This is a genomic window from Amycolatopsis sp. cg13 (assembly GCF_041346965.1).
Lineage (GTDB): Bacteria > Actinomycetota > Actinomycetes > Mycobacteriales > Pseudonocardiaceae > Amycolatopsis.
Genome location: NZ_CP166848.1, coordinates 631,583 through 655,441, shown reverse-complemented (window position 1 = coordinate 655,441; position 23,859 = coordinate 631,583). Strand labels below are relative to the sequence as shown.

The 23,859-nt window shown below is 71.1% G+C and carries 27 protein-coding genes; 9 read left to right on the top strand and 18 right to left on the bottom strand.

Annotated features, from left to right (window positions below):
• Positions 1-157 precede the first annotated feature (157 nt).
• The 5 genes from AB5I40_RS02680 to AB5I40_RS02660 all read right to left on the bottom strand — a co-directional run bounded on the left by AB5I40_RS02680 (position 158) and on the right by AB5I40_RS02660 (position 3,670).
• A complete protein-coding gene (locus AB5I40_RS02680) occupies positions 158-928 on the bottom strand; it encodes a MerR family transcriptional regulator (protein ID WP_370936818.1) in 771 nt (256 codons plus the stop codon).
• Positions 925-1,395: a glycogen accumulation regulator GarA gene (gene garA / locus AB5I40_RS02675; RefSeq protein WP_009078859.1), complete on the bottom strand. Its 471-nt coding sequence runs from the start codon at positions 1,393-1,395 to the stop codon at positions 925-927. Before garA ends, AB5I40_RS02680 begins: the two co-directional genes overlap by 4 nt.
• Before the next feature lie 124 nt (positions 1,396-1,519).
• Entirely contained in the window at positions 1,520-1,903 is a 384-nt protein-coding gene (gene gcvH / locus AB5I40_RS02670) for a glycine cleavage system protein GcvH (RefSeq protein ID WP_037805718.1), read from the bottom strand.
• Between the two features lie 46 nt (positions 1,904-1,949).
• A complete protein-coding gene (locus AB5I40_RS02665) occupies positions 1,950-2,546 on the bottom strand; it encodes a CDP-alcohol phosphatidyltransferase family protein (RefSeq protein WP_370936817.1) in 597 nt (198 codons plus the stop codon).
• A gap of 890 nt (positions 2,547-3,436) precedes the next feature.
• Complete coding sequence (locus tag AB5I40_RS02660; RefSeq protein WP_370936816.1) at positions 3,437-3,670, bottom strand: hypothetical protein; 234 nt, start codon at positions 3,668-3,670, stop codon at positions 3,437-3,439.
• Between the two features lie 270 nt (positions 3,671-3,940).
• Here AB5I40_RS02660 and AB5I40_RS02655 point away from each other — a divergent pair, with 270 nt between their 5' ends.
• The gene (locus AB5I40_RS02655) at positions 3,941-4,459 is read left to right on the top strand and encodes a hypothetical protein (protein ID WP_370936815.1); all 519 of its coding nucleotides are present in this window, start codon (positions 3,941-3,943) and stop codon (positions 4,457-4,459) included.
• A 21-nt stretch (positions 4,460-4,480) separates the two neighbouring features.
• Here AB5I40_RS02655 and AB5I40_RS02650 read toward each other — a convergent pair whose 3' ends face one another.
• Positions 4,481-6,187: an AMP-binding protein gene (locus tag AB5I40_RS02650; RefSeq protein ID WP_370936814.1), complete on the bottom strand. Its 1,707-nt coding sequence runs from the start codon at positions 6,185-6,187 to the stop codon at positions 4,481-4,483.
• Positions 6,188-6,222: 35 nt separating this feature from the next.
• A complete protein-coding gene (locus AB5I40_RS02645) occupies positions 6,223-7,065 on the bottom strand; it encodes a crotonase/enoyl-CoA hydratase family protein (RefSeq protein ID WP_370936813.1) in 843 nt (280 codons plus the stop codon).
• A gap of 109 nt (positions 7,066-7,174) precedes the next feature.
• Between AB5I40_RS02645 and AB5I40_RS02640 the strand changes: the two genes are divergently transcribed.
• On the top strand, positions 7,175-8,050 hold the full coding sequence (locus tag AB5I40_RS02640) for an alpha/beta fold hydrolase (RefSeq protein ID WP_370936812.1): 876 nt from the start codon (positions 7,175-7,177) through the stop codon (positions 8,048-8,050).
• 71 nt (positions 8,051-8,121) lie between these two features.
• On the opposite strand, the gene AB5I40_RS02635 is transcribed toward AB5I40_RS02640, so the two are convergent.
• Together AB5I40_RS02635 and cobA are read right to left on the bottom strand one after the other, a co-directional pair.
• A complete protein-coding gene (locus AB5I40_RS02635; RefSeq protein ID WP_370936811.1) occupies positions 8,122-8,889 on the bottom strand; it encodes a PIG-L deacetylase family protein in 768 nt (255 codons plus the stop codon).
• Between the two features lie 30 nt (positions 8,890-8,919).
• Positions 8,920-10,146, bottom strand: coding sequence for a uroporphyrinogen-III C-methyltransferase (gene cobA / locus AB5I40_RS02630; RefSeq protein ID WP_370936810.1), 1,227 nt, complete (start codon positions 10,144-10,146; stop codon positions 8,920-8,922).
• 228 nt (positions 10,147-10,374) lie between these two features.
• On the opposite strand from cobA, the gene AB5I40_RS02625 reads away from it, so the two are divergent.
• A complete protein-coding gene (locus AB5I40_RS02625; RefSeq protein ID WP_370936809.1) occupies positions 10,375-11,517 on the top strand; it encodes an HAF repeat-containing protein in 1,143 nt (380 codons plus the stop codon).
• A gap of 111 nt (positions 11,518-11,628) precedes the next feature.
• Here AB5I40_RS02625 and AB5I40_RS02620 read toward each other — a convergent pair whose 3' ends face one another.
• The 6 genes from AB5I40_RS02620 to rpmB form a co-directional block, all read right to left on the bottom strand.
• Positions 11,629-13,521, bottom strand: a complete 1,893-nt coding sequence (locus AB5I40_RS02620; RefSeq protein WP_370936808.1) for a hypothetical protein — start codon at positions 13,519-13,521, stop codon at positions 11,629-11,631.
• Positions 13,518-14,579: an AAA family ATPase gene (locus tag AB5I40_RS02615; protein ID WP_370936807.1), complete on the bottom strand. Its 1,062-nt coding sequence runs from the start codon at positions 14,577-14,579 to the stop codon at positions 13,518-13,520. Before AB5I40_RS02615 ends, AB5I40_RS02620 begins: the two co-directional genes overlap by 4 nt.
• Before the next feature lie 94 nt (positions 14,580-14,673).
• On the bottom strand, positions 14,674-14,919 hold the full coding sequence (gene rpsR / locus AB5I40_RS02610; RefSeq protein ID WP_370936806.1) for a 30S ribosomal protein S18: 246 nt from the start codon (positions 14,917-14,919) through the stop codon (positions 14,674-14,676).
• A complete protein-coding gene (gene rpsN, locus AB5I40_RS02605) occupies positions 14,916-15,221 on the bottom strand; it encodes a 30S ribosomal protein S14 (RefSeq protein ID WP_344275915.1) in 306 nt (101 codons plus the stop codon). The genes rpsR and rpsN overlap by 4 nt, the downstream gene beginning before the upstream one ends.
• Positions 15,221-15,388, bottom strand: a complete 168-nt coding sequence (gene rpmG, locus AB5I40_RS02600) for a 50S ribosomal protein L33 (protein ID WP_116205050.1) — start codon at positions 15,386-15,388, stop codon at positions 15,221-15,223. The genes rpsN and rpmG overlap by 1 nt, the downstream gene beginning before the upstream one ends.
• Entirely contained in the window at positions 15,389-15,625 is a 237-nt protein-coding gene (gene rpmB, locus AB5I40_RS02595) for a 50S ribosomal protein L28 (protein WP_344275921.1), read from the bottom strand.
• 78 nt (positions 15,626-15,703) lie between these two features.
• On the opposite strand from rpmB, the gene mrf reads away from it, so the two are divergent.
• From mrf to AB5I40_RS02575, 4 genes are read left to right on the top strand one after another with little or no spacing between them, the layout of a single operon-like run.
• Positions 15,704-16,945, top strand: coding sequence for a ribosome hibernation factor-recruiting GTPase MRF (gene mrf, locus AB5I40_RS02590; RefSeq protein WP_370936805.1), 1,242 nt, complete (start codon positions 15,704-15,706; stop codon positions 16,943-16,945).
• Complete coding sequence (locus tag AB5I40_RS02585; RefSeq protein WP_370936804.1) at positions 16,942-17,205, top strand: type B 50S ribosomal protein L31; 264 nt, start codon at positions 16,942-16,944, stop codon at positions 17,203-17,205. Before mrf ends, AB5I40_RS02585 begins: the two co-directional genes overlap by 4 nt.
• Positions 17,205-17,363 carry a 50S ribosomal protein L32 gene (gene rpmF, locus AB5I40_RS02580; protein WP_009078889.1) on the top strand — a complete coding sequence of 53 codons (159 nt, stop codon included), beginning with the start codon at positions 17,205-17,207 and terminating at the stop codon, positions 17,361-17,363. Before AB5I40_RS02585 ends, rpmF begins: the two co-directional genes overlap by 1 nt.
• The gene (locus AB5I40_RS02575) at positions 17,360-18,454 is read left to right on the top strand and encodes a GTP-binding protein (protein ID WP_370936803.1); all 1,095 of its coding nucleotides are present in this window, start codon (positions 17,360-17,362) and stop codon (positions 18,452-18,454) included. Before rpmF ends, AB5I40_RS02575 begins: the two co-directional genes overlap by 4 nt.
• Positions 18,455-18,467: 13 nt before the next feature.
• On the opposite strand, the gene AB5I40_RS02570 is transcribed toward AB5I40_RS02575, so the two are convergent.
• Entirely contained in the window at positions 18,468-19,535 is a 1,068-nt protein-coding gene (locus AB5I40_RS02570; RefSeq protein WP_370936802.1) for a zinc-binding dehydrogenase, read from the bottom strand.
• A gap of 142 nt (positions 19,536-19,677) precedes the next feature.
• Here AB5I40_RS02570 and AB5I40_RS02565 point away from each other — a divergent pair, with 142 nt between their 5' ends.
• Entirely contained in the window at positions 19,678-21,381 is a 1,704-nt protein-coding gene (locus AB5I40_RS02565) for an MFS transporter (RefSeq protein WP_370936801.1), read from the top strand.
• Here the strand turns inward: AB5I40_RS02565 and AB5I40_RS02560 are convergent.
• Complete coding sequence (locus AB5I40_RS02560) at positions 21,368-22,270, bottom strand: NADP-dependent oxidoreductase (RefSeq protein ID WP_370936800.1); 903 nt, start codon at positions 22,268-22,270, stop codon at positions 21,368-21,370. The two genes, AB5I40_RS02565 and AB5I40_RS02560, sit on opposite strands and share 14 nt — an antisense overlap.
• Before the next feature lie 230 nt (positions 22,271-22,500).
• Between AB5I40_RS02560 and AB5I40_RS02555 the strand changes: the two genes are divergently transcribed.
• Positions 22,501-23,226 carry a dienelactone hydrolase family protein gene (locus AB5I40_RS02555; protein WP_370936799.1) on the top strand — a complete coding sequence of 242 codons (726 nt, stop codon included), beginning with the start codon at positions 22,501-22,503 and terminating at the stop codon, positions 23,224-23,226.
• An 8-nt stretch (positions 23,227-23,234) separates the two neighbouring features.
• On the opposite strand, the gene AB5I40_RS02550 is transcribed toward AB5I40_RS02555, so the two are convergent.
• Complete coding sequence (locus AB5I40_RS02550) at positions 23,235-23,801, bottom strand: hypothetical protein (protein ID WP_370936798.1); 567 nt, start codon at positions 23,799-23,801, stop codon at positions 23,235-23,237.
• Between the last annotated feature and the right edge of the window lie 58 nt (positions 23,802-23,859).

Here is a 23,859-nt window from a genome sequence, read left to right as displayed (position 1 = left end):
CCGTTGTCTCCGACGCTACCCGTCATCCGGGCGCTGTGCTCGCTCGCAGCGGACATTCTCGGTTCGTGGTCTCGCGAACCGTCTCTCACGGTACGGCATCCCGGCGCTGAGGTTCAGTCATTGACAAGTGACGAAAACCGCGTCTCGGGCATAGACGTCAATCGCCGGCGACGCCGCGGATGCCGGCCTTGACGAGCAAGGTGTGCAGCGTGACCGACAGCGCGGCCAGTTCGCGCACCACCTCGTCCGCGCGGGCTTTCGCGTCCGCGTCGCGATGCCGGTACGCGGGGGTCACGATCTGCTCCAGCAGGCCGACCTCGCGGTCGGCGGCGGCGCGGAACGCGCGCAGGTGCCGCGGCTCGAGCCCGAATTCGGTCATCGCCTTGACGGTGCGGGCGATCAGCACCGATTCCGGGCCGAAAAAACCCGCCGCGCCGGGGCGCAGCAGGCCGTACTGGCACAGCTCGGCCAGCGTCGCGTCGTCGATTCCCGCTTGCTCCAGCAGGTCTTCCTGGGTGAGCCGGGTGTCCGGCCCGGTCTCGAAGTCCGCCGCCGCGGGCAGTCCGGCGGGATCGCTCCCGTCGCCGAGCGGAACGAGCCGCCGCGGCAGCTGGGGGGCCGCCGGGACCGGCGCGGGCGGCTGTGCGCCCGCGTCGGCCGCGTCGAGCTGCTCCTTGATGACCTTCAGCGGGAGGTAGTGGTCGCGCTGCGCGGACAGCACGTACCGCAGGCGTTCCACGTCCGCCGGCGCGAACTGCCGGTACCCCGAGGGCGTGCGGCCCGGGCGGACCAGGCCTTCCGCCTCGAGGAAGCGGATCTTCGAAATCGTGACATCGGGGAAGTCCCCGCGCAGCTGCGCGAGCACCGCCCCGATGCTCAACCCGTCCCGCCGGGCCTCCTGACGACCGGGCTGCCCGGCCGCCGTCACTGCGCCCCCTGGCCCCCGTGCCCCGGGCCGGTCAGGAAGACCAGGCGGAACTTGCCGATCTGCACCTCGTCGCCGCCGGCGAGGACGGCCTGGTCGACCGGCTCGCGGTTGACGTAGGTGCCGTTCAGGCTGCCGACGTCGATCACGACGAACTCCCCGCCCTCGCGCCGGAATTCCGCGTGGCGGCGGGAAACCGTGACGTCGTCGAGGAAGATGTCGCTGTCGGGGTGCCGTCCCGCGCTGGTGGTGTCGCGGTCGAGCAGGAAGCGGGAGCCCGCGTTGGGCCCGCGCTTCACGACCAGGAGGGCGGAACCCGGCGGCAGGGCGTCGACGCCCTGCACCGGTGCCTCGGCGGCCGGCGCGGACTCCTGCTGGCCTTCCATGTCGGCCAGGAAATCGGCCCGGAAGACAGAGGTCCGCTCCGGAGACTGCTCCGGGGGAACGCCGGGCCCGTCGTTCGTGCTCACCTGAGCTCTCCTCTACGCATGAAATGTTGCCATCGACCAAGAACGTGTAGCTGTCAACGTACCGTGCCCGACCGGCCCGGAACCCTCGGGCTCCCCTTGAGGCTCCGGCGCCGGGCCGAGCGGCTCAGCCCTTGATCAGAGCCTGGTACGCCTCGGCCTCGAGCAGCGCCTCGAGACCGGCCGGGTCGTCGAGCCGGATCTCCACGAGCCAGCCCTCGCCGTAGGGGTCGGAGTTGACGAGCTCGGGCGAATCGGCGACCGCGGAGTTCACCGCCACGATCTCGCCGTCGACCGGCGCGAACAGCTCGGAGACGCTCTTCGTGGACTCGACCTCGCCGAAGGCGTCCCCCGCGCCGACCTGCTTGCCGACCTCGGGCAGGTCGACGAACACGACGTCGCCGAGCTGGTCCTGCGCGTATTCGGTGATCCCCACCCGCACGAGCGAACCCTCGCGGGTCGCGACCCACTCGTGCTCCTCGGTGTAGCGCAGTTCTTCCGGAGTGGTCAACGCCGCTCCCCTTCCTGGTGCTGGCTTTCCTGACCGCAATCTTCCATCACCGGGTCCGCAGCGCGCGAGCCGCCTGCACGACGTAAAGCGCGCCGGACCAGACATACAGGACGCCGCCCCACACCATGAACGCGTACGCGATCGGCCGCGCGACCGCGGCGACGTCCGAGCCGCCTTGCGTGAGCAGCAGGAACGGGAAGGCGTACATGAGGACGAAGGTGGCGCCCTTGCCGATGTAGGTGACCTCCGGCGGCGCGAACCCGCCCCGGCGCAGCAGCATCACGCAGACGCCGAGCACCAGCTCGCGCAGCACCAGCGGGACGACGACCCACCACGGGATGATGTCGCGGATGAGGAAGGCGACGAGCGTGGCGAGGATGTAGAGCCGGTCCGCGGCGGGGTCGAGCAGCTGGCCGAGCCGCGACATCTGGTCGAGCCAGCGGGCGAGCTTGCCGTCGAGCCAGTCGGTGAGCGCGGAGAAGATCAGCAGGGCCAGCGCCCAGCCGTCCTCCTTCGGGCCGAGCAGCAGCCAGAGGAACACCGGGACGCCCGCCAGCCGCAGCAGCGACAGCAGGTTGGGGACGGTGAGCGCCTGCCGCCACAGGGAGGGCTCGGTCTTGGGCTCGTCGGGGACCGTGGTCACGCGGCCAGCCTAGAGCGGCCGGGATCGCGGCGTTTGTCCTGGCGGGGTGAACGGCGGGACCGGGGTTGTGCTGCGGCGGCGTCCTGGCGGGGCGGACGGCGGGGCCGGGGTTGTGCTGCGGCGGCGTCCTGGCGGGGTGAACAGCGGGGCCGGGGTTGCGCTGCGGCGGCGTCCTGGCGGGATGGACGACGGAGCCGGGGTTGTGCTGCGGCGGCCGGCCGAGCCGCGCTGGCGGCCGACGGGTGGAAGCCCAGCGCGAACTGTTCCGCGATACGGAACGCGTTGTTCCGCCCCGGGACCTCTTGCGGGACTCTGTCCGCGGATCCGGCGGAGCCGGTGCGCGGCTGGAACGATTCCGCTCACGGCGCGGGCGAATCGGTGCGGCGCCGGGGAAACCGGCGGATCCGCCGGGTCGCGTCCGGAGCTCCTCCCCTGTTCCGGACGCGCCCTCGGCGGGAGCGGCGGCGGACAGCCGCGCGGCGGTGGCTCCGCCCCGATGCGGCATTGGGGTGCGCCGCATACGCCCCATGGGGCAGTCGGTGCGCCACATGCACCAATGTGGCATTGGGTGCCTCGCATGCGCCCCATGGGCATTCGGTGTGTCACTTGCACCCGATATGGCCTTCGGTGCGCCACATGCGCCCGATATGACCTGTCGCGTGCGCCCACTGCCGCCTTCGGCGCATCACATGCACCCAATGCCGCGTGGGGGCTAGCCGTGCGGCGAGGAGGCGTTCGGCGAACCGACGGAACTGGATCCGCCCGGCTCGGCGCTGGAACGATTCCGCTCACGGCGCGGGCGAATCGGTGCGGCGCCGGGGAATCCGGGCGGATCCGCCGGGTCGCGTCCGGGACCCCTCCCCGGCTCCGGACGCGATCCGGCGGAAGCGTCAGCGCGAGCGGCGGCGGCTGGCCGCGCGGCGGTGGCTCCATCCGCGGCGCCGCAATTGCGCGGTGCTCAGCGTTTCCGGACGGCCGCGGCCGTCGGTGCCCACCCAGCGCGGGCGCACGGCGCCGGCTTCGAGGACGTAAGGGCGGCCGCCGCACCACACCACGCTGCAGGGTTCGGTCGGCGGATCGGTCGGGGCGTCGGTCTCGGCTGCGGGGGCGGCTTCGGTGCTCATGCTCTCGGTGACTCGTGCTCTCTGGCGTCGGGCTTCGGGGACCTGGAACGCGCGGGGCGCCTGCCCTCTACGTCGGCGCGGGACCGCCGAGCGTTAACCGCCTCGGTCCGGATTCCTCCGAACGATGCCCCCCGGCGATGCGGATTTCCCGGTCCGGAACCGGAAACCAACCGTCCACAGTAGACTCGACGACGCCCGCTCCGGTGTGTCGGTGCCGCTCAGCGAGGCGCGAGGGGCCAGAATGGGCGCGACCCCGGCGAAAGGATCGCGGTGCTCCCGTCGAAAACCGTGTACGGGCCGCTGTGCGCGGCTGTGGTGGTTTTGCCCGCGCTCACCGCCTGTTCGGGGGATCAAGCGCCACCGGCGGCCGCCCCGTCGGCACCCTCCGCGATCGCCTCGGCCGCGCCGAGCACGCACGCTCCCCCGCCGCTTCCGGAGACCGGCGGCGCGAGCAGCCCGCCGGCCGCGCCCAGCAGCACCGCGGCCGCGCCGAAGCCGTCGAAACAGGCTCCGCCGGTCAATCCGGGCACGTGCGGCACCGTCACCGCGGCGAGCGGGATGACGCTGTACGTCTACGACAACAAAGCCATCCCGTGCGCGGACGCGATGGCGCTGGTCAAGAAGTTCCAGCAGGCGATCAACGGCCGCCAGGCCGCGGGCTCGAACAATCCGGTCAACGCGACCGTCGACGGCTGGCTGTGCGTCTCCGGCCCGCCCGCCGCGCAGGGCGGCACGACGTGCAGCAAGGGCGAGCAGACCGTGCTGGCGGCGGTGGTACCGGCCGAATAGGACCGGTACCGCCGCCGCGGCTCAGGACTTGAGGTCCGGGAAGTCGTCCTCGCGGAACTCGCCCTCGGGCCGTTCGCCGCCTTCGCGGCCGCGCAGTTCGACCCGGCGGATCTTGCCCGAAATGGTCTTCGGCAGTTCCCCGAACTCCAGCCGCCGGATCCGCTTGTACGGCGCGAGGTGCTCGCGCGCGTACGCGAGGATCGCCCGCGCGGTTTCGGCGTCCGGCTCGTGCCCGGAGGCGAGCACGACGTACGCCTTTGGCACGGCCAGCCGGATCGGGTCCGGCGCGGGCACCACGGCCGCCTCGGCGACCGCTTCGTGCTCCAGCAGGACGCTCTCCAGCTCGAACGGCGAGATCCGGTAGTCCGAGGCCTTGAAGACGTCGTCGGTGCGGCCGACGTAGGTGATGTAGCCGCGTTCGTCGACCGAGCCGACGTCTCCGGTGTGGTAATAGCCGTTCGCGAAGGCGGCCGACGTGCGCTCGTCGTCGTCCGCGTAGCCCGCCATCAGGCCGACCGGCCGGTGCGCGAGGTCGAGGCAGATCTCGCCCTCGGTCGCGCGCTCGCCGGTGACCGGGTCGACCAGCGCGACCGCGAACCCGGGCAGCGGACGGCCCATCGAACCGGCCACGACGTCCTGGCCCGGGGTGTTCGCGACCTGGACGCTGGTTTCGGTCTGCCCGAAACCGTCCCGGATCGTGACGCCCCACGCCTTCTCGACCTGCTCGATCACCTCGGGGTTGAGCGGCTCCCCCGCGCCGACGACCTTCTTCGGCGGCGTCCGCAGCGCGGTGAGGTCGGCCTGGATCAGCATCCGCCACACCGTCGGCGGCGCGCAGAAGCTCGTGATGCCGCAGCGGTCCATCTGCGCCATCAGCGCGGCCGCGTCGAACCGCGCGTAGTTGTACAGGAACACCGTCGCTTCGGCGTTCCACGGCGCGAAGAAGTTGCTCCACGCGTGCTTGGCCCAGCCCGGCGACGAGATGTTGAGGTGGACGTCGCCCGGCTCCAGCCCGATCCAGTACATTGTGGACAGATGGCCGACCGGATACGAGACGTGCGTGTGCTGCACCAGTTTCGGCTTCGCGGTGGTGCCCGAGGTGAAGTACAGCAGCAGCGGGTCCTCGGCGCGGGTGACCCCGTCCGGGGTGAATTCGGCCGACGACGCGTACGCGGTTTCGAAGGCGTGCCAACCGGAAACCGGTTCGCCGACCGCGATCCGCGTGTAGTCGCCGGCGACGTCGGCGAACTTCTCCGCGTCGACGTCGCGCACGACGACGTGCTTCGCATTGCCGCGCTCGACGCGGTCCACCAGGTCGGCCGGTCCGAGCAGCGTGGACGCCGGGATGACGACGGCCCCGAGTTTGATCGCCGCGAGGATGGTCTCCCACAGCTCGCCCTGGTTGCCGAGCATCACGATCACCCGGTCGCCGCGCGAGACGCCGAGGCCGCGCAGCCAGTTCGCGACCTGGTTGGACCGGGCCGACATCTCCGGGAACGTCCAGCGGTTCTCGGTGCCGTCCTCTTCCACGATCCACAGCGCGTACCGCTGCGCGTTCGCCGGATCGGCCGCGATCGCGTCGAACCAGTCCGTGGCCCAGTTGAACTCGTCCAGCTGCGGCCACGCGAACTCGCGGTAGGCAGTCTCGTAGTCCTCGCGATGGGCCTGCAGATAGTCCCGCGCCGCGCGGAATGCCTGGTAGCCGGTGACCTCAGCGCCGTTGCTCACGTCGTACTCCTCGTGCTCGCTTTCCCGTGCCTGTTTTACTCGCCCTTGAACTCCGGCGCTCGTCGCTCCATAAAGGCCTGGACGGCTTCCTGGAGGTCCTTGCTCGGCAGGAACGCGGAGTTCCACGCGGCGACGTAGCGCAGGCCCTCGGCGACCTGGCGTTCGGTGTTGGCCGACAGCACCTGCTTGGTGCCCTGGACGACCAGCGGCGGATTCGCGGCGATCTCGGCGGCCAGCTCGCGGGCCTTGGCCAGCAGCGTCTCCTGATCCGGGTACACGTCGTTGACCAGGCCGATCTTCTCCGCGCGGGCGGCGTCGATGTCCTTGCCGGTGAGGGCGAGTTCGCGGACGTGGCCCTCGCCGATGATCGGCGCGAGGCGCTGCAGGCTGCCGATGTCGGCGACGATCGCGACCTTCACCTCGCGGACGCTGAACTTGGCGTCCTCGCTGGCCAGGCGGATGTCGGCGGCGGTGACGACGTCCACGCCGCCGCCGATGCACCAGCCGGACACCGCGGCGACCACCGGCTTGCGGCATTCGGCGATCGAGCTGACTGCCTGCTGCAGCCGCTGGACCTCGCGGTGGAACTCGGTGCGCGGCCCGGCCAGCGCGTCGCCGGCGAGCAGCGGCGCCCAGCTGCCCATCATCGCGGGCAGGTCGAGGCCGTAGGAGAAGTGCTTGCCGCTGCCGGTCAGGACGACGGCGCGCACGCGCGGGTCGGCGTCGAGGGCGGCGAACACCTGCGGCAGCTCGCGCCAGAAGTCGGGGCCCATCGCATTGCCCTTGCCCGGGCCGAGCAGGGTCACCTCGGCGACCGCGCCGTCGAGGTCGACGCGGAGCGAGGCGAGTTCGGGCAGGGCGGCTACTGGTTCGGTCATGCGGCCATCTTTACTCATCCCGGCCACCCCAGCTCATCCGGTTGACACTGTGCCAACGGCGCTGCGGGATGCTTTCCTGGAGACCCGAGGTGGAGAGGGAGGCGCCCGTATGGATCCGGCACCCGTGCCCGTCGCCGACGCCCCGCCGGCGGAACCCGCGGCGGCCCGCAAGGCCCGGCCGATCGAGCTGTCCGGCTCGTTCCGGCACGAGGGCCAGCGCCTGTGCTACACCGAATACGGCAGCGGCGACCGCGTCGTGGTGCTCATGCACGGGATCATGTTCACCCGGCGGATGCACGCGCCGCTGGCCCGGCGGCTCGCCCGCGCCGGGTTCCGCGTGGTCACGCTCGACCTGCTCGGCCACGGCGATTCCGACCGGCCGACGCAGTCGTGGCGCTATTCGATGCCCGCGTTCGGCGAGCAGGCCGTCGCGCTGCTCGACCATCTGGAGATCGAGGACGCGGTGGTCGGCGGGACCTCGCTGGGCGCGAACGTGGCACTGGAGGTGGCCGTCGCCGCCCCGTCGCGGGCGCGCGGGCTGGTGGTCGAGATGCCGGTGCTGGACAACGCGATCGTCGCCGGGCTGCTGACATTCGCGCCGCTGTTGTTCGCCGCGCGATTCCTGCCCGCGACGGTGCGCGGGGTCGCGCTGGCCGCGCACTTGGTACCGCACGGGAACCAGTGGGTCGACGTCATCACGGACACGCTGAGCCAGGACCCGGCGCCGATGGCGGCCCTGCTGCACGGCGTGCTGTTCGGCCGGATCGCGCCGCCGAAGTCGATCCGGGGCACGATCACGACGCCGGCGCTGGTGATCGGCCACGAGGGCGACCCGATCCACCCGTTCGGCGACGCGGGCAGCCTCGCCGAGGACTTGCCGAACGCCGAGTTCGTGCAGGCACGCAGCCCGGTCGAGCTGCGGTTCGACCCGAAACGGCTCAGCGCGGCGATCCGGGACTTCGCCTTCCGCCGCTACCCCGTCTGATCCTGCCCGTCTCGACGGTCCGTGAAGGGCCCCTTGAGGGAATCTGATTCCCTCAAGGAGTCCTTCACGGGTCACTCCTGATCGGCGTCGGGGAACGCGGGCGGCGCCTGCAGATCGTGGGCCCGGAACAGGACCGCGTGCTCGACACCCAGGTCCTTGCCGCTCATCGCCGCGAACTGCGGGATGAAGTCCGCGGGCGCGGGGTGGTCCGGGAGCGCGGCCAGGTACGCGGCGTGCGCCTCCAGGGAAGCGATGCCGCGCCGCAGCGGCTCGCCGGTGACGTCGACGCCGTGCGTCGCGCCCGAACCGGCGAGCCCGGGGACGAGGTACCAGCGCGCTGAATGCGGAGCCAGGCCCTCGTCGTCGATCTGCTCCGGGAAGACCCACCGGTTGCCCGCGTCGCGGATCGCGTCGAGCGTCGCGAGCCCGGCGGCGCGGTGGTCGGCCTGGTCGAAGCCGTAGGGCGTTTCGACGTCGAATCCGCAGCCGAGCACGACGTCGGGCCGGAACCGGCGGATCTCGCGGCAGATGTCGCGGCGCAGGTCGAGGCCGTAGACGAGCACGCCGTCCGGATGGTCGAGGACGGTCAGCCGCTCGACGCCGACGGCCGCGCAGGCGTTGCGCTGCTCGGCGACGCGCAGCCGGGCCGTCTCCTCGGGCGGGTTCGGCATGCCTGCCTCGCCGCGGGTGAGCAGGAGGTACCCGACCTCGATGCCGCGCGCCGTCCAGCGGGCGACGGCGGCGGACGTGCCGTACTCCATGTCGTCAGGGTGCGCCACGACGCAGAGCACGCGCTGGAAGGACTCCTCGGGCAAGGCAGGCAGGGTCATGCCGGACATCTTCGCGCGCGGACAGCGCGTTGTCTGGCGTTATCCGGCCTCATTCCGGTCAAGTCCGGCGACCGGGCCGAACACGATCACGGCAGGCGGACGCACGCCCGCGGCCGCCGCTTCGTCGGCCACCGAGGCGAGCGTGGAGCGCAGCACGCGCTGGGTCCGCATCGTGCCGTCCTCGATCACCGCGACCGGCGTGTCGCCCGGTCGGCCGCCTTCCAGCAGGGCGGCGGCGAACTTCGGCAGCCGTTCGACGCCCATCATCAGCACGATCGTGCCGCGCATCCGGGCCAGCAGCGACCAGTCCACCAGCGACCGCTCGTCGCCCGGCGCGACGTGCCCGGACATGACGACCACCTCGTGCGCGACGCCGCGGTGCGTCACCGGCACGTCCGCCACCGCGGGCACCGCGAACGCCGAGGTGATGCCCGGGACCATGGTCACCGGAACGCCCGCTTCGGCGCACGCCTGGACTTCTTCGAAGCCGCGGCCGAACAGGTACGGGTCGCCGCCCTTGAGCCGGACGACGAACTTGCCTTCTTTGGCCTTCTCGATCAGCGTCCGGTTGATCACGTCCTGGCTCGCCGCGCGGCCGTACGGGATCTTCGCCGCGTCGACGACCTCGACCTCCGGAGCGAGCTCGTCCAGCAGATCGCGCGGGCCGAGCCGGTCGACGACCACGACGTCGGCGCGCGAGAGCAGCCGGCGGGCGCGCACGGTGATCAGGTCCGGGTCGCCGGGCCCGCCGCCGACCAGCGCGACGCCGGGCAGCGTGCCTTCCGGATGCGGCTGGCGGCCGTCCTCGATCGTGCCCGCGTGCAGGCCGTCCAGCATCGAATCGCGGACCGCGGCCGAGCGGAGCGGCTCGCCGCCGGACAGGACGCCGAACAGGAGGCCGCCGTGCCGTCCGGTCGCCGGGGTCACCGCGGAGCCGGATTCGCCCTCGTCGGCGCGGACGCAGAAGACGCGTTCGCGCTCCGCCTCGGCGCAGATCTCGGCGTTGGTCTCCGGGCTGTTCGTGCAAGCCAGCGCGTACCAGGCGTCCCGCAGGTCGCCCGCGGTGTAGCGGCGCTCGTGCCAGACCAGCTCCCCCGCGTCCGCCATCCCCTGCACCGACGGCGTCGTGTGCGGCGACACCAGTTCGACGCGGGCGCCCGCGCTGATCAGCCGGGGAAGCCGGCGCTGGGCAACAGAACCGCCGCCGAAGACCACGACGCGGCGGCCGGTCAGGTTCAGGCCGGAAAGGTAGTGCGGGTCGTCCATGCGCGGAAGCATATGGGCGGGGCGCCGGTTCGCACGCCGAGCGTGGGTCATGCCACGCCGCTAGGCCGCCGGGGTTAACACGACGGCAAAAATACGTCCGCTGTCCGCAGGCAAATCCGGCGCCACGGGAGTAATTCCGCGCGCGGGTCGTACCACCGCTCCCCCGGGAAACGACTGCTTGTCGCACAGTGCCGGATCAAACACTGCCGAATCAGATGGGGAGTAATGATGACCAGGACCAGTGCGACCAGACGAGGACGCGCGTGCTCGCTCGCCGCGGCCCTGCTCGTGTTCGCGGGCGCGACGACCGGGACCGCGCAGGCCGATCCGCTCGCGCCGACGGATCTCGCTCCGCTGCCCGGGGACGACCAGAGTCTGGCGCTGGCGGTCAACGAGGCGGGGACGGCGGTCGGCACGTCGTCGGTGGGCCGCGACCCGCGCCTCGACCATCCGGTCCGCTGGGACACCGCCGGGCATCCGACCGCGTTGCCGACGCCGGGTGCCACTCAGGGGCAGGCGCGCGCCATCAACAGCCTCGGCGTCGCCGCCGGGTACGTGCTGACGCCGACTATCGCCATCCCGGCGCGCTGGGACGCCGCGGGCCAGGTGACCTTGATGTCGCTTCCGCCCGGTTACCACAACGCGATGGGCGAGAAGATCAGCGACACCGGCGTGGTCGTCGGGGAATGGCAGACGCCGGACGGCCTGCAGCACCCGTTCCGCTGGGATCCGAACGGCCAGGTCACCGACCTCGGCACGCTGCCCGGCGACACGTGGGCCATCGCCACCGGCATCTCGGCCGACGGCGCCATCATCTCGGGCCAGGACTCCAACCCCACGAAGGCGCACTCCGTGCGGTGGGTGAACGGCGGTCCGATCACTGACCTGGCCCCGACCGCGTGGGCCAGTGCGAACAACGTGATGAACCGGAACGGGACGATCGCCGGGCACCTGACCGACGTCGAACACGGGAACTCCGTTCCGGTGACCTGGGACCGCGACGGGATCCTGCGGCGCCTGCAATGGGAGAGCCCGCATCCGTCCTGGCTCAATCAGGTCAGCCCCACCGGATACGTGACCGGCAGCGGCTATCTCTACCCGCCGGACCGGGATTCGGTGCTGTGGGATCCGGACGGGAACGTGTACCTGATCGACGGAGACGTCGCCGGGGTCGACTCGAACGGGAACGCGGTGGGGGCTTCGCAGAACCGCGCGACTGTTTGGTACGACAACGGGAACACCGTGCGGTTCGGGATTCTGCCGGGCGGCAGTTACAGCAAGGGCGAGTGGATCACCGACAGCGGGTTTGTGGTCGGGAGTGCGGACGTCGCCGGGTACAAGACGCACGCGGTGGCTTGGAAACTCGGGTAGCGCCGGACGCGGCTGGGCGAGTCTCGCGCCCGTCCAGCCGCGCGGACGGACATCGCTCCGCGTTGCCTGTTTCTGTTGCTACGGCGGCACTCCCGCGATCTGCCGCCGGACTCATTCCACCCGGAAGACCGGACCGCGCGGCACGAACGGCAGCCGGGCGCCTCGCGGGACCAGGAAGGCGTGTTCGCGGAGCGGGCGGACGTGGTCGCATTGCGCGTCGGTGATGATGAGGACCGGACCGTCCTCCGGGAAATCGGGGGCGCGGCGCAGCAGGTCGACGCCGGGCTGCAGCCGGGTGCCGCCGCGGCCGCGGACCTTCACCCGGCCCGCGATGTCTTCCACCGCAAGGTATCCGGCGTCGTAGGCGGCCGCGTCGCAGAAGATCACCCGGGCGGCCGGGACGTCGCGGGCCAGCGCGTAGGACGCGATCGCGCCGAGTGCTTTGCCGAGCAGTTCCGCGTTCATCGAGCCGGAGGTGTCCAGCACGACGCCGAAGGTCGCGCGGCGCTCGATCCGTTCCGGGAAGACCCGGCCCGGACGCGGGATGTCCGGCGTCGCCGACTGACGGCGCGACGCCCGCGCGTAGCTGCGCACCGGCTGCTCCGTCTGGACGTGCTCGTCGAACCACCGGGCGAGCTGCGCGTCCCACGGCAGCGGCGGATGGTCCAGCGCGCGGATCTCCTCCTCCAGCCCGAGCGGCACCAAGCCCCGGCCCTGGGCGTGGTGGTAGACGAGGCCCTGGCTGAGCGCGCGGCGGTAGAACTCGTCCAGGTCGACGCCGCCGGTCCGGTCGCCGTCGCGCCACGGGACCGGCTTCGGGTCCGCCCGGCGCGAGGACCGGCGGGCAGCGGCGCCCGGCTCGGACAGCCAGTCGCCCAGGACGTCGCCGGTCTCGCGGCCGCCCAGCGTGCGCAGCTTGCGGGCGCGGCGAAGGTCGGTGGTCAGCGTGTCGTACACCGATTCCGCGGACAGGTCGGCGAGCTGCGGGTCGTGCAGTCCGTCACCGGGCAGCTCGCCGACGCCGAGCGCGACCAGCCAGCCGTTGATCACGTAGTCGCAAGCGACGTTCCACAGGTACGGGTCGCGGCCGAGCGCGCGGCGGTCGTGCCGGAGCGCGGCGTGCAGCATTTCGTGGGCGAGCACGAACCGCCATTCCTCGGCCGTCAGCGCGGCGTGCGGGTTGACGTAGATCTCGCCGTGCTCGGCGTCGACCGCCGCGACCGAGATGTCCCAGGCGCGGACCACTTCGGGATCGACGACCAGGGTGAACCCGGCGGCCATTGCGCCGAGCAGCGGGAACGACGACGCGAACCAGCCCAGCGCGCGGTCCCACTCCCCCAGGCTCCGATGGTGCCGGGTCTGGCCGCGCGCGTCGGCGGCCTGCTCCATCGCCTCGGTGGCCGACGCGATCAGGCCGCGCGCGAACCGTTCGGTCCACGGCGCGGATTTCCCGTGGTACTGCACGTGCCACCTGCTCGGCGGCTCCGCGAGCGTGAGACACGGCCGGTCGCCGCCGGTGCCGAGCGAACGGAAGACCTCCGGAACGCCGGTCTCGCGCCATGCGCGGGCAAGGGAAAGCTCGTCCGTGCCGGGAAGTTCGGGCAGCAGCACCAACGGTGTCCCGACCCGCACCGCCTCCGCGAATCGGTGCACCGCAACGCAACCCGCCGCGCTGTAGCTCGCGTCGACGCCTCGGTCCGCGGTGATCGCGTCCGCTTCGGCGAGCTGTTCCTCGTCCAGGTGGCCGAGGCCGAGGTGCAGCAGCAGATGCGCGAACACCCACGCCCACTCAGCGGGCTCGGCGTCGCGGGCGCGGTTCGCGGTGATCTGGCCGTTGTCGGCGACGATTGCCCAAGACTCGACGCCGGTCAGGCTGGTGCGGTCCAGGCTCGCGCGGCTCGCGAGCTGGTTGAGGACGGTGTTCGCGCGGACCAGCGCCCAGCCCGCGTCGATCGCCTTGTTCCGGCGTTCGCGGAGGCGCCCGTCGGGACGGACCCCGCTCATGCCCGAGCCGCCACCAGGCGCGGCAGGTCGCGCGCGGCTTCGACCAGGAACCAGGACGGCAGGCGCGGGTTGCCCGCCTCGTCGTCCGCAATCACCAGCTGCGCCATCTCCAGCGAGATCTCCGCCAGTTCGACCAGCAGGCTCTTCGCGCGGAACGCGAACTGCCGCACCGCCGCCGACGCGTGCCGCTTGTCCGCGGGGAGGTCGCGGGCCAGCCGGACGCGGAACGTCTCGGCGAGAAAGTAGAGCAGGTCGCGCTCGCCGGGCTCGGCGGGCCAGCGCGCGTCGCCCTTGAGGATGGCCTCCAGGTCGAAGGCGTGCCGGGCAACCTTGAGGTAGGACCGGAACGCACCGGCGTGCTGCGGGGTGAGCGTGGCGTACGCGAGCAGCCCGACGGTCTCGTCCTCGAGCGGATCTCCGGCCGAGTGCAGCAGGTCGGACAGCATGTGCCAGGACCGCGGCGTGGAGAACGGTTCCTCGGTCTTCGGCGGCTGGCTCCACAGGTGGTCCGGGCGCTGGGTCAGGTATTCGACCACCGCCGGGTGGATGTCGTTGCCCGCCGCCCAGCCGAGCCAGTCGCCCGCCGACGCGCGCAGGTGCAGGTGGACCAGCCGGTTCACCAGTGCCGAGGCCATCGGCCGGGCGAGCGCCTGGTCGGTGGCGCGGTTGCCGGCGCCGATCACCACCGAACCGGGCGGCAGCTCGTACGAGCCGATCCGGCGGTCGAGGATCAGCGAATAGAACGCCTTCTGCACGTCCGGCGACGCGGCGTTCAGCTCGTCCAGGAACAGGCAGTACGGCTCGTCGCGGGCGATCTGCTCGGGCGGGCAGAACCGGCTGCGACCATCGGCGATCTGCGGCACGCCGATCAGATCCTCCGGCGCGAGCTGAGTGCCGAGCAGCGAGACGCACTCCAGGCCGAGCGCCGCCGCGAATTCCCGGACCAGCGACGACTTCCCGATTCCCGGCGCGCCCCAGAGAAAGACCGGCCGGACGACGGCGGTCGTGAGCAGGATGTCGGGCAGCTGGGCAGGCGTGACGGTGAGCTGGGCGTGCAAGGCGTGGACCCCTCCGGTGCCGGGACATCCTGGTGCGACGCCCGTTTCGTACCGCTATGGTCGCGCGCCGTGCCCGCTGCCCGCATCCGGTTTTTCAGCTCCGCGCCGCCGTGGGATACGGCAGCAGCGCCATCTCCCGCGCGTTCTTGATCGCCGTCGCCACCTGTTTCTGTTGCTGCGGCGTCAATCCGGTGACCCGGCGGGCCCGGATCTTGCCGCGGTCGGAGATGAATTTCCGCAGCAGGTCGACGTCCTTCCAGTCCACCCTGGTGATTCCGGCCGCGTGGAAGGGGTTCGGGCGGCGGCGCGGCGCACGGTCTGGTTTAGGCATGGCGCTCACCAACTCGACTTCGAGACGCCGGGCAATTCCCCGTTGTGCGCCATCTGCCGCATGCGCACCCGGGACAGGCCGAACTTCCGGAGGTATCCGCGCGGACGGCCGTCGGCGGTGTCGCGGTTGCGGATGCGCGTGCGACTGGCGTCGCGCGGCATGCGTTGCAGCGCAACAACTGCGTCGGCCTTCTCCTCCGAAGATGCCGACGGCGACGCGATCACCGCCTTGAGCGCGCGCCGCCGTTCGACGTACCGCGCGGCGATCACCTTCCGCTGCTCGTTCTTCGCGATCTTCGACTTTTTCGCCATCAGCGCTCTTCCTTGAATTCGACGTGCTTGCGCGCCACCGGGTCGTATTTGCGCAGCACCATCCGGTCCGGATTGTTGCGGCGGTTTTTCTTCGTGACGTACGTGTAGCCGGTCCCCGCGGTCGACCGCAGTTTGATGATCGGCCGGATGTCGGTGCTCTTCGCCATCTAGAGCTTCACTCCCTTCGCGACGAGATCGGCGACGACGGCGTCGATGCCGCGTTTGTCGATCGTCTTCATGCCCTTCGCCGACACCTTCAGCCGCACCGCGCGGCCGAGGCTCGGCACGTAGTAGCGGCGCGTCTGCAGGTTCGGCTCCCAGCGCCGCGAGGTGCGGCGGTGCGAATGCGAGACCTGCTTGCCGTAGCCCGGCTTGCGGCCGGTGACCTGGCACACAGCTGACACGGACCCTCCCAAGTTGATAGTGACATTCATGTTCAACTACGCTCGTCACCGTACCCCGCCCCGTCGTCTGGAGATCCAGTGCCCCCACGTCCGCGTGTCCCGCTCGTGCTCTGCAGCGGGATCGCCCGCACCGGCGACCTCGCCGCGCTCCTGCTCCGCGCCAGCCCCGGCACCGCCTTCGTCCACCACGACCTGCGCGACATCGGATCCGGCGTCGTCCGCCGCCGGATCCGGCTGCGCGGCCGCGACGAGCTGACGCCGCTCGAACTCGCGCACGGCTGCGTCAACTGCACGCTGCGCGAGGACCTGCTTCCGCTGCTGCGCCGGCTGGCCCGGATGCCTCAGGTCGACCGCATCGTGGTGCGGCTCGACGAGGCGATGGAGCCGGAGCCGGTGAGCTGGGCGATCCGCAACGTCCCGGTCGGCGACCGCCCGGTGAGCGACGACGTCGAACTCGAAGCGGTCTTCACCGTGCTCGACTGCGCCACCTGGCTCGCCGACGTCACCGGCGACGACCTGCTCGCCGAACGCGGCCTGCAGGGCAGCCCGGAAGACGAGCGGACGGTCGCGCAGGTCGCACTGTCCCAAGTGGAATCCGCGGACGTGCTCGTGCTCGCCGGAGCCGCCCCGGACGCCTGGTGCGCGGCCAAATCCTCGGCGGTGCTCGACCGGGTCGCGCCGTCTGTCCCGCGCGTCGAATTGGCCCGCACGGACGCCGCCGGGCTGTTCGCCGCGATTCCCGCCGACGCCCGGCGCGGCGAGGTCACCGACCTGCACGGCGCGTTGCTGCGCGGCGCCCCGCCGCTGCACCCGGACTGCGGCATCGAACTGCTGCAGTTCACCGCGCAGCGCCCGTTCCATCCGGAGCGGCTGCACGAGGCGATCGACCTGCTGCTCGACGGCGTGGTCCGCACCCGCGGCCGAGCCTGGGTGGCGAGCCAGCCGGACGTCGCGTTCTGGATCGAATCGGCGGGCGGCGGGCTCGGCATCGGGCACGCCGGGCCGTGGCTCGCCTCGCCGGACGGACCGGACTGGGCCGACGTCTCCCCCGAACGCCGCACGCTCGCCTCGCTGCGCTGGGACCCGGTGCACGGCGACCGCGCACAGGAGCTGGTGATTGTCACCGATCAGGCCGCGCCGGCGGAGATCGAGAGCGCGTTGCGGGCGGCCCTGCTCACCGACGCCGAACTGGCCGAGGGCGAAGCGGCCTGGCGCGTGTACCCCGACCCGTTCGGGGATTGGCACGAGGACCCCTGCGAAGAAACCGAAGAACCCGACCGGCACGCCAACGCCGCCAACCAGAAGGACGAAACCCTGTGAAACCCGGCATCCACCCCGACTACCATCCGGTGGTCTTCAAGGACTCGTCGACCGGCGACGCGTTCCTGACCCGCTCCACCGCCACCTCGGACCGCACCATCGACTGGGCCGACGGCAACACCTACCCGCTCGTGGTGGTCGACATCAGCGCGTGGTCGCACCCGTTCTGGACCGGCACCCAGCGGATCCTGGACTCGGCAGGCCAGGTCGAGAAGTTCCACCGCCGCTACGGGCAGCGCAAGCGCGGGGGTGCGAGCTGATGGCCGTCCCGAAGCGGAAGATGTCGCGCAGCAACACCCGGTCCCGGCGCTCGCAGTGGAAGGCGGCGGTGCCGGACCTGGTGCCGATCGTCGTGGACGGCGAGCGGAAGCTGGTGCCGCGCAAGCTGATCAAGCATTTCCAGCGGCTTGAACGGTGAGCGTCCCGGTCACTGTCCTTTCCGGATTCCTGGGCGCCGGGAAAACCACGCTGCTCAACCGGATCCTGGCCAATCGCGAGGGCCTGCGCGTCGCGGTGATCGTGAACGACATGAGCGAGGTCAACATCGACGCCGCGCTCGTGCGGGACAGCGTGTCGCGGACCGACGAGCGGCTGGTCGAGATGACCAACGGGTGCATTTGCTGCACCCTGCGCGAGGATCTGCTCGAGGAGGTCGCGCGACTGTGCGACGACGGGCGGTTCGACCATCTGCTCATCGAGTCCAGCGGGATCTCCGAGCCGATGCCGGTGGCCGCGACGTTCTCCTTCCCCGCCGACGACGGCACTCCGGTGCTGTCGTCGGCGCGGCTGGACACGATGGTCACCGTGGTGGACGCGGCGAACTTCGCCCGCGAACTGGCCCGGGGAGACAGTCTGGTCGAGCGTCAACTGGACCAGTACGACGGCGACGAGCGGACGGTCAGCGACCTGCTGATGGACCAGGTCGAGTTCGCGGATGTGCTGCTGCTGAACAAGGTTGACTTGGTCACCCCGTCCGAACACGACCGCCTGCTGGCCTCGCTGCGCCGCCTCAACCCGGCCGCCGACGTCGTCTCCGCGGAGTTCGGCCGGGTCCCGCTGGCGCGGGTCTTCGGCACCGGCCGGTACGACGCCGAACGCGCGCAGCAGGCGCCGGGCTGGGTGGCGGAACTGAACGGCGACCACGTGCCGGAGACCGAGGAGTACGGCATCTCCAGCGTCCTCTTCCGCTCCTCGCAGGCATTCGACCCGGTGCGGCTGTGGGAGTTCGTCACCTCGCGGCTTGACTCCGGCGAGTTCGGCACGGTGCTGCGGTCGAAGGGATTCTTCAGCCTCAGCACGCGGCCCGGCACGCTCGGGTTGTGGTCACAGGCGGGCAGCGTCGCACGGTTCGAGCCGCAGGGCGTCGCCGACGAACCGCGGCAGGAACTGGTGTTCATCGGCGTCGGGCTTCAGCACGCCGCGCTGCTCGACGCGCTCGAAACCTGCCTGTCCGACGCCACTGCGGCCGCGGATCCGTTTCCCGCGTGGGAACCGGTCCACGTCCACTGAGGACAGTTCCGGCTCACGGCCGCAACACCGTGAGCCGGAACCGCCCTCCCGTCTCAGCCGCGTGCTCCACCGCCTCGCCCACTGCGGACAACGCGAACTCGTCCACCTCGAACTGCGTCAGGTCCAGCAGTCCGCACCGTGCCAGGGCGATCAGCTTCGGCACCGCATCGCGCGGGTACATCCACCGGCCGCGCACCGTCACGCTGTTCAGCATCAGCCACGGGTACGGCAGCGCCACGTCGTCCCCGATCCCGCCCATCAGCACCACGCGGCCGAACTCCCGCACGGTCATCGCCGCCGCGCGCGCCGCCGCGACCGAAGCGGACGGTGGCAGCAGATCCAGCACCAGGTCGACCCGCCCCGCCGCGGCTGACTGCATTGCCGCGCGGTCTTCGTCTTCGTTGCCGGACAACACAACAGTCCGGACGCGGTGACCGAAGCGTCGCTCCAGATCGGCGAGCGCCGCCCGGTTCCGGCCCGGCGCGATCACCTTGCCCGCGCCCATCGCGATGGCCACCGCGACCGCCGCGCCGCCGTACGTGCCGGTCGCGCCGCTGATCAGGACCGTCTCCCCTGGCTGCAGCCCGCCGTCGAGCAGGCCGCCGTAGGGCACCAGGCAAATCCCGAGCGCTGCCCACCGACCGGCGTCGGCCTCGTCAATGGAGCCCAGTGGAGCCGCGTTTTCGGTCGGGACCATGATCTGCTCAGCGAACCCGCCGTGCCGGAAGTGGCGCTGCAGCGCCAATCCTCCGTCACCGCGCGCCGTCAACCCCTGCAGGACGACGTCCGGCGTCACCGCGTCGTCGCGGGAGCGGACGGTCGGGTCGCAGCGAACCCAGTCGCCCGGCCGGAGTTTCGTCGCGTCCGGACCGACCGAACGCACCCGGCCAACCGCGCCGGTGCCGAGGATCGCGGGCAGGTCGAGCAGGTACCGCCGCGCGCCGCTGATCACCTCGGCGGTGTAGTGCAGCACCGGAGCCGCGACGACGTCCACGACCACCTCCCCGGTGCCCGGCACCGGATCCGCGACCTCCTCGACCGACAACGGGCGCCCGAACTCCTTGAGCACACCAGCTTTCACCGATTTCTCCTTCGTTCCACCCCCGATCCTCGGCGAAGCGGGCGAAGGCAACCAGGAGCCTGTCGCTACCAGGATGGTTCGTCCGGGATACCCGTTTCGCACCAGTTGAACAGGCTAGGTTTATCAGTCTAGGCTGTCGATCGTGGCGGACCGGACGAGCGAAACCCAGACGCGGCACGGCGGGCGGTACAAGTGGGTAGCGCTCTCCAACACCACCCTCGGCGTGCTGATGTCTGCGCTCGACGGCTCGATCGTGATCATTTCGCTGCCCGCGATCTTCCGCGGCATCGGCCTGGACCCGCTGGCCCCGGCCAACATCGGCTACCTGCTCTGGATGATCCTCGGCTACCTGCTGGTGTCGGCGGTCCTGGTGGTGACGCTCGGGCGGCTCGGCGACATGTTCGGCCGCGTCCGGATGTACAACGTCGGGTTCGTGATCTTCAGCGTCGCCTCGGTGGCGCTGTCGTTCGACCCGTTCCACGCGGGCGGCGGGGCGCTGTGGCTGATCGGCTGGCGGGTGGTGCAGGCCGTCGGCGGCGCGATGCTCACCGCGAACTCCGCGGCGATCCTCACCGACGCGTTCCCGCGCGAACAGCGGGGAATGGCCTTGGGCGTCAACCAGATCACCGCGCTGGCCGGGCAGTTCCTCGGCCTCGTCGCGGGCGGGCTGCTGGCCGAACTCGACTGGCGCGCGGTGTTCTGGGTGAGCGTGCCGTTCGGCATTTTCGGCACCGTCTGGTCGATCCGCAGCCTCCGCGAGATCAGCCGTCCGCAACGGTCGCGGATCGACTGGGGCGGCAACGTCACCTTCGCGCTCGGCACCGCGGTCGTGCTCGCCTCGATCACCTACGGCATCCAGCCCTACGGCGGCGCGGCGACCGGCTGGGGCAACCCGTGGGTGCTCGGCGGGCTCGGCGCCGGGATCGCGCTGCTCGCGGCGTTCTGCGTGATCGAGACCAGGGTGCCGGCGCCGATGTTCCAGCTGTCGCTGTTCCGCATCCGCGCGTTCACCGCCGGGAACCTCGCCGCGCTGCTCACCGCGATCGCGCGCGGCGGGATGCAGTTCATGCTCATCATCTGGCTGCAGGGAATCTGGCTTCCCTTGCACGGCTACGATTACGAGCAAACCCCGCTGTGGGCCGGGATCTACCTGCTGCCGCTCACCGCCGGGTTCCTGATCGCCGGTCCGGTCTCCGGATTCCTCTCCGACCGCTTCGGCGCGCGGCTCTTCTCCACCGGCGGCCTTCTGCTGGTCGCCGGATCCTTCCTCGGCCTGCTCGCGCTGCCGGTGGACTTCAGCTATCCGGCGTTCGCGGCGCTGCTCGTGCTGAGCGGGATCGGGCAGGGCATGTTCTCCGCGCCCAACACCTCCGCGATCATGAGCAGCGTGCCGGACCACCAGCGCGGCGTCGCGTCCGGCATGCGCTCGACGTTCCAGAATTCCGGGACGTCGCTGTCCATCGGCGTGTTCTTCTCGCTGATGATCGCCGGGCTGGCCGGCTCGCTGCCGTCGACGCTCACCGGCGGCCTGCAAGCGCACGGCGTCCCCGCGGACGTCGCCGCGAACATCGCCCAGCTGCCGCCGGTGAGCACCCTCTTCGCCGCGTTCCTGGGCAGCAACCCGGTGGCGCACCTGCTCGGGCCCGGGGTGCTCGGCCAGCTCTCCCCCGCCGATTCCGCGGCGCTGACCGGCAAGGAGTTCTTCCCGACCCTCATTTCCGGGCCGTTCCACGACGGACTGGTCACGGTGTTCGTCGCGGCCGCGGCGATGGCGCTGGTCGCCGCACTGGCGTCGGCGTCGCGGGGGAAGCGGTACTTCCACCAGGACCAGGTCAGTCCATCGTGAGCGCGATCTTGCCGTGGATGTTGCCCGCTTGGTAAGTCCGCATCGCCTCGGCGGCTTCGGTCAACGGGAAGGTCGCCATGATGCGGTGCGTCAGCTCGCCTTTCGCGTACAGTCCCGCCAGCCGCGCGAGACGGGCCGCCGAGCGGTCGTTCACCGTGAGCCGGATGCCCAGCTCGCCGGCGCGGTCATGCTCGACCAGAGTGAGAATCCGGGACCGGTCCTTGATCAGCGCCAAGGTGTGCTCCAGTGCGGCGCCGCCGACCCCGTCGATCGACGCCGTGACGCCGTGCGGAGCCACCCGTTCGACGAAATCCTCGCTGTAGGCAAGGGGAATCGCTCCGAGCGCCCGCACCTGCTCGTGCCATTGGGGACGCGCGACGCCGAGCACCTTCGCACCGCGCAGCTGCGACAGCTGCACCGCCATCGCCCCGACAGAACCCGCCGCACCGTGCACCAGCACCGTGTCACCAGGGCCGACGTTGATGACCTCGACCGTGATGTCCGCGGTCTGCGCCGCCGCGGTGAACGCGCCCGCGACCTCCCACGGCATCTCCGGCGGCTTGGGCACCACCTGGTCCTGTCCCGCGACGACCAGTTCCTGATACGCGCCTAGCCTGCCGAAGCCGAGCACCTCGTCGCCCGCCGCGAACCCTTCGACGCCTTCCCCGATTTCGTCGATCACCCCGGCGAACTCGTTGCCCGGCACGGTGAACGCGCCCGGTTCCGGCACCGGGATGAGCCCCGCGAGCACCGCGACGTCGAACGCCTGCAGCCCCGCGGCCTTCATCCGGATCCGCACCTCCCCCGGTCCGGCATGCGGCTCCGGCACCTTCTCCAGCCGCAGCACCTCCGGTCCGCCCAGTTCGCGGAACCCCATCGCCTTGCTCATCGCCGCCTCCAGCTTTCGTGTCGATCACCGCCAGTGTTCGACATCAAGCGGACTTGACGTCAAGCCGCGGCTCGACCAGTGCGGCCCGATGGGCTAGGTTGATCAGCGATGACTACCGGGACGGCATTGCGCCACACACGGATCGGCTACCCGGTGCTCTTCTGAGCGCCGCGCGGGCCCCGCCTCCTTCGTCGTGACCACAGGCACCTCAACGACGACAGGAGACCTTCATGCCCGGCAAGACTCTGCGGATCCCCACCCCTGACGGCCAAGCCGACGCCTTCGCCGCGTTCCCCGACGACGGCGAGCGGCACCCCGGCGTGCTCATGTACGCCGACGGTTTCGGCCTTCGGCCAGTGCTGCGCGACCTGGCCCTCGAACTGGCCTCGCACGGCTACTACGTGCTTGTTCCCAACTATTTCTACCGGCACGGCCCCGCGCCGGTGCTCGAACTTCCGGAGTTCATCGGCGAAAACGAGCGACCCGCGGTCTTCGCTCAGGTGATGCCGTTGATCGAAGCGCACACTCCTGAACTGGTGCTGCGCGACGCCAGCGCTTATCTCGAATTCCTCACTGCCCAGCCCGAAGTAAGCGCCGGACCGGTCGGGGTGACCGGCTATTGCATCGGCGGGCTCCACGCAGTCCGCACCGCGGCGGCCCATCCGGATCAGGTGGCCGCTGTCGCCGGATTCCACGCACCGGTGGGCGCCGCCGGGCCCGAGAATTTCGCTCAGCTCACCGCTCAGGCGCACTTCGGCCATGCCGCGTCCGATCTGACGCCGGAAACTCTGGGCGAACTCAACCAGGCCCTCGACGCTGCGGGCGTGAGCTACACGTCCGAGATCTATCCCGGCACGGTCCACGGATTCACCATGGCCGACACGGATTCCTTCAACCCCGCTGGCCTGCAGCGGCATTGGGAACGGCTGCTGCCGCTCCTCGGCCGGACACTGTGAGAACTCCGCTACTCGACCCACCACCAGCCGTCGCCCAACTCGACCGTCGGGCGGACGGCACAGCCCAAGCCGTCGAGGTAGTCGTACGAGTCGACGGGACGGCCGGGAAGGTACTTCTCCGGGGAACCGCTGAAGTGGGCGAACCCGGCGGCGCAGTCGGGAATCCCCGCCCAGGCTCGGACGAACCACACCGGCCGTTCCGGGTCGTTGTTGATCCGCGAAATCTCCAGGGGCGGCTTTTCGCCCCTCTTGAGCTCGTTCAGGGACCGCAGCAGGTCGGCATAGTCCGCTCGGTGCATCGAATACCAGCTGGTGGCGTAGAAGTGCACCCAGTTGGTGCTGGCCATCAGCACCGCGCACGCCGCGGTGACCACCGCGTATCCGGCGACACCCGGCCAGCGCAGCCCCCGCCACACCAGCCACGCGCTGATGCCCGTCGCCATCGCCGCGGTCAGCCACGCTCCCGCCGTCAGCACGATCACCGGCACCGGGATCACGCCGCTGATCGGCACGACGAAGTAGCTCACGGCGGCGGCCAGCAGCCAGCCGAGCAGGAACACGACTGCGGCCAGCACCAGACTCGGTCTTCGGCTTTCCTCGGCACTCCCCATGATCACTGGACGGGCGACCGGC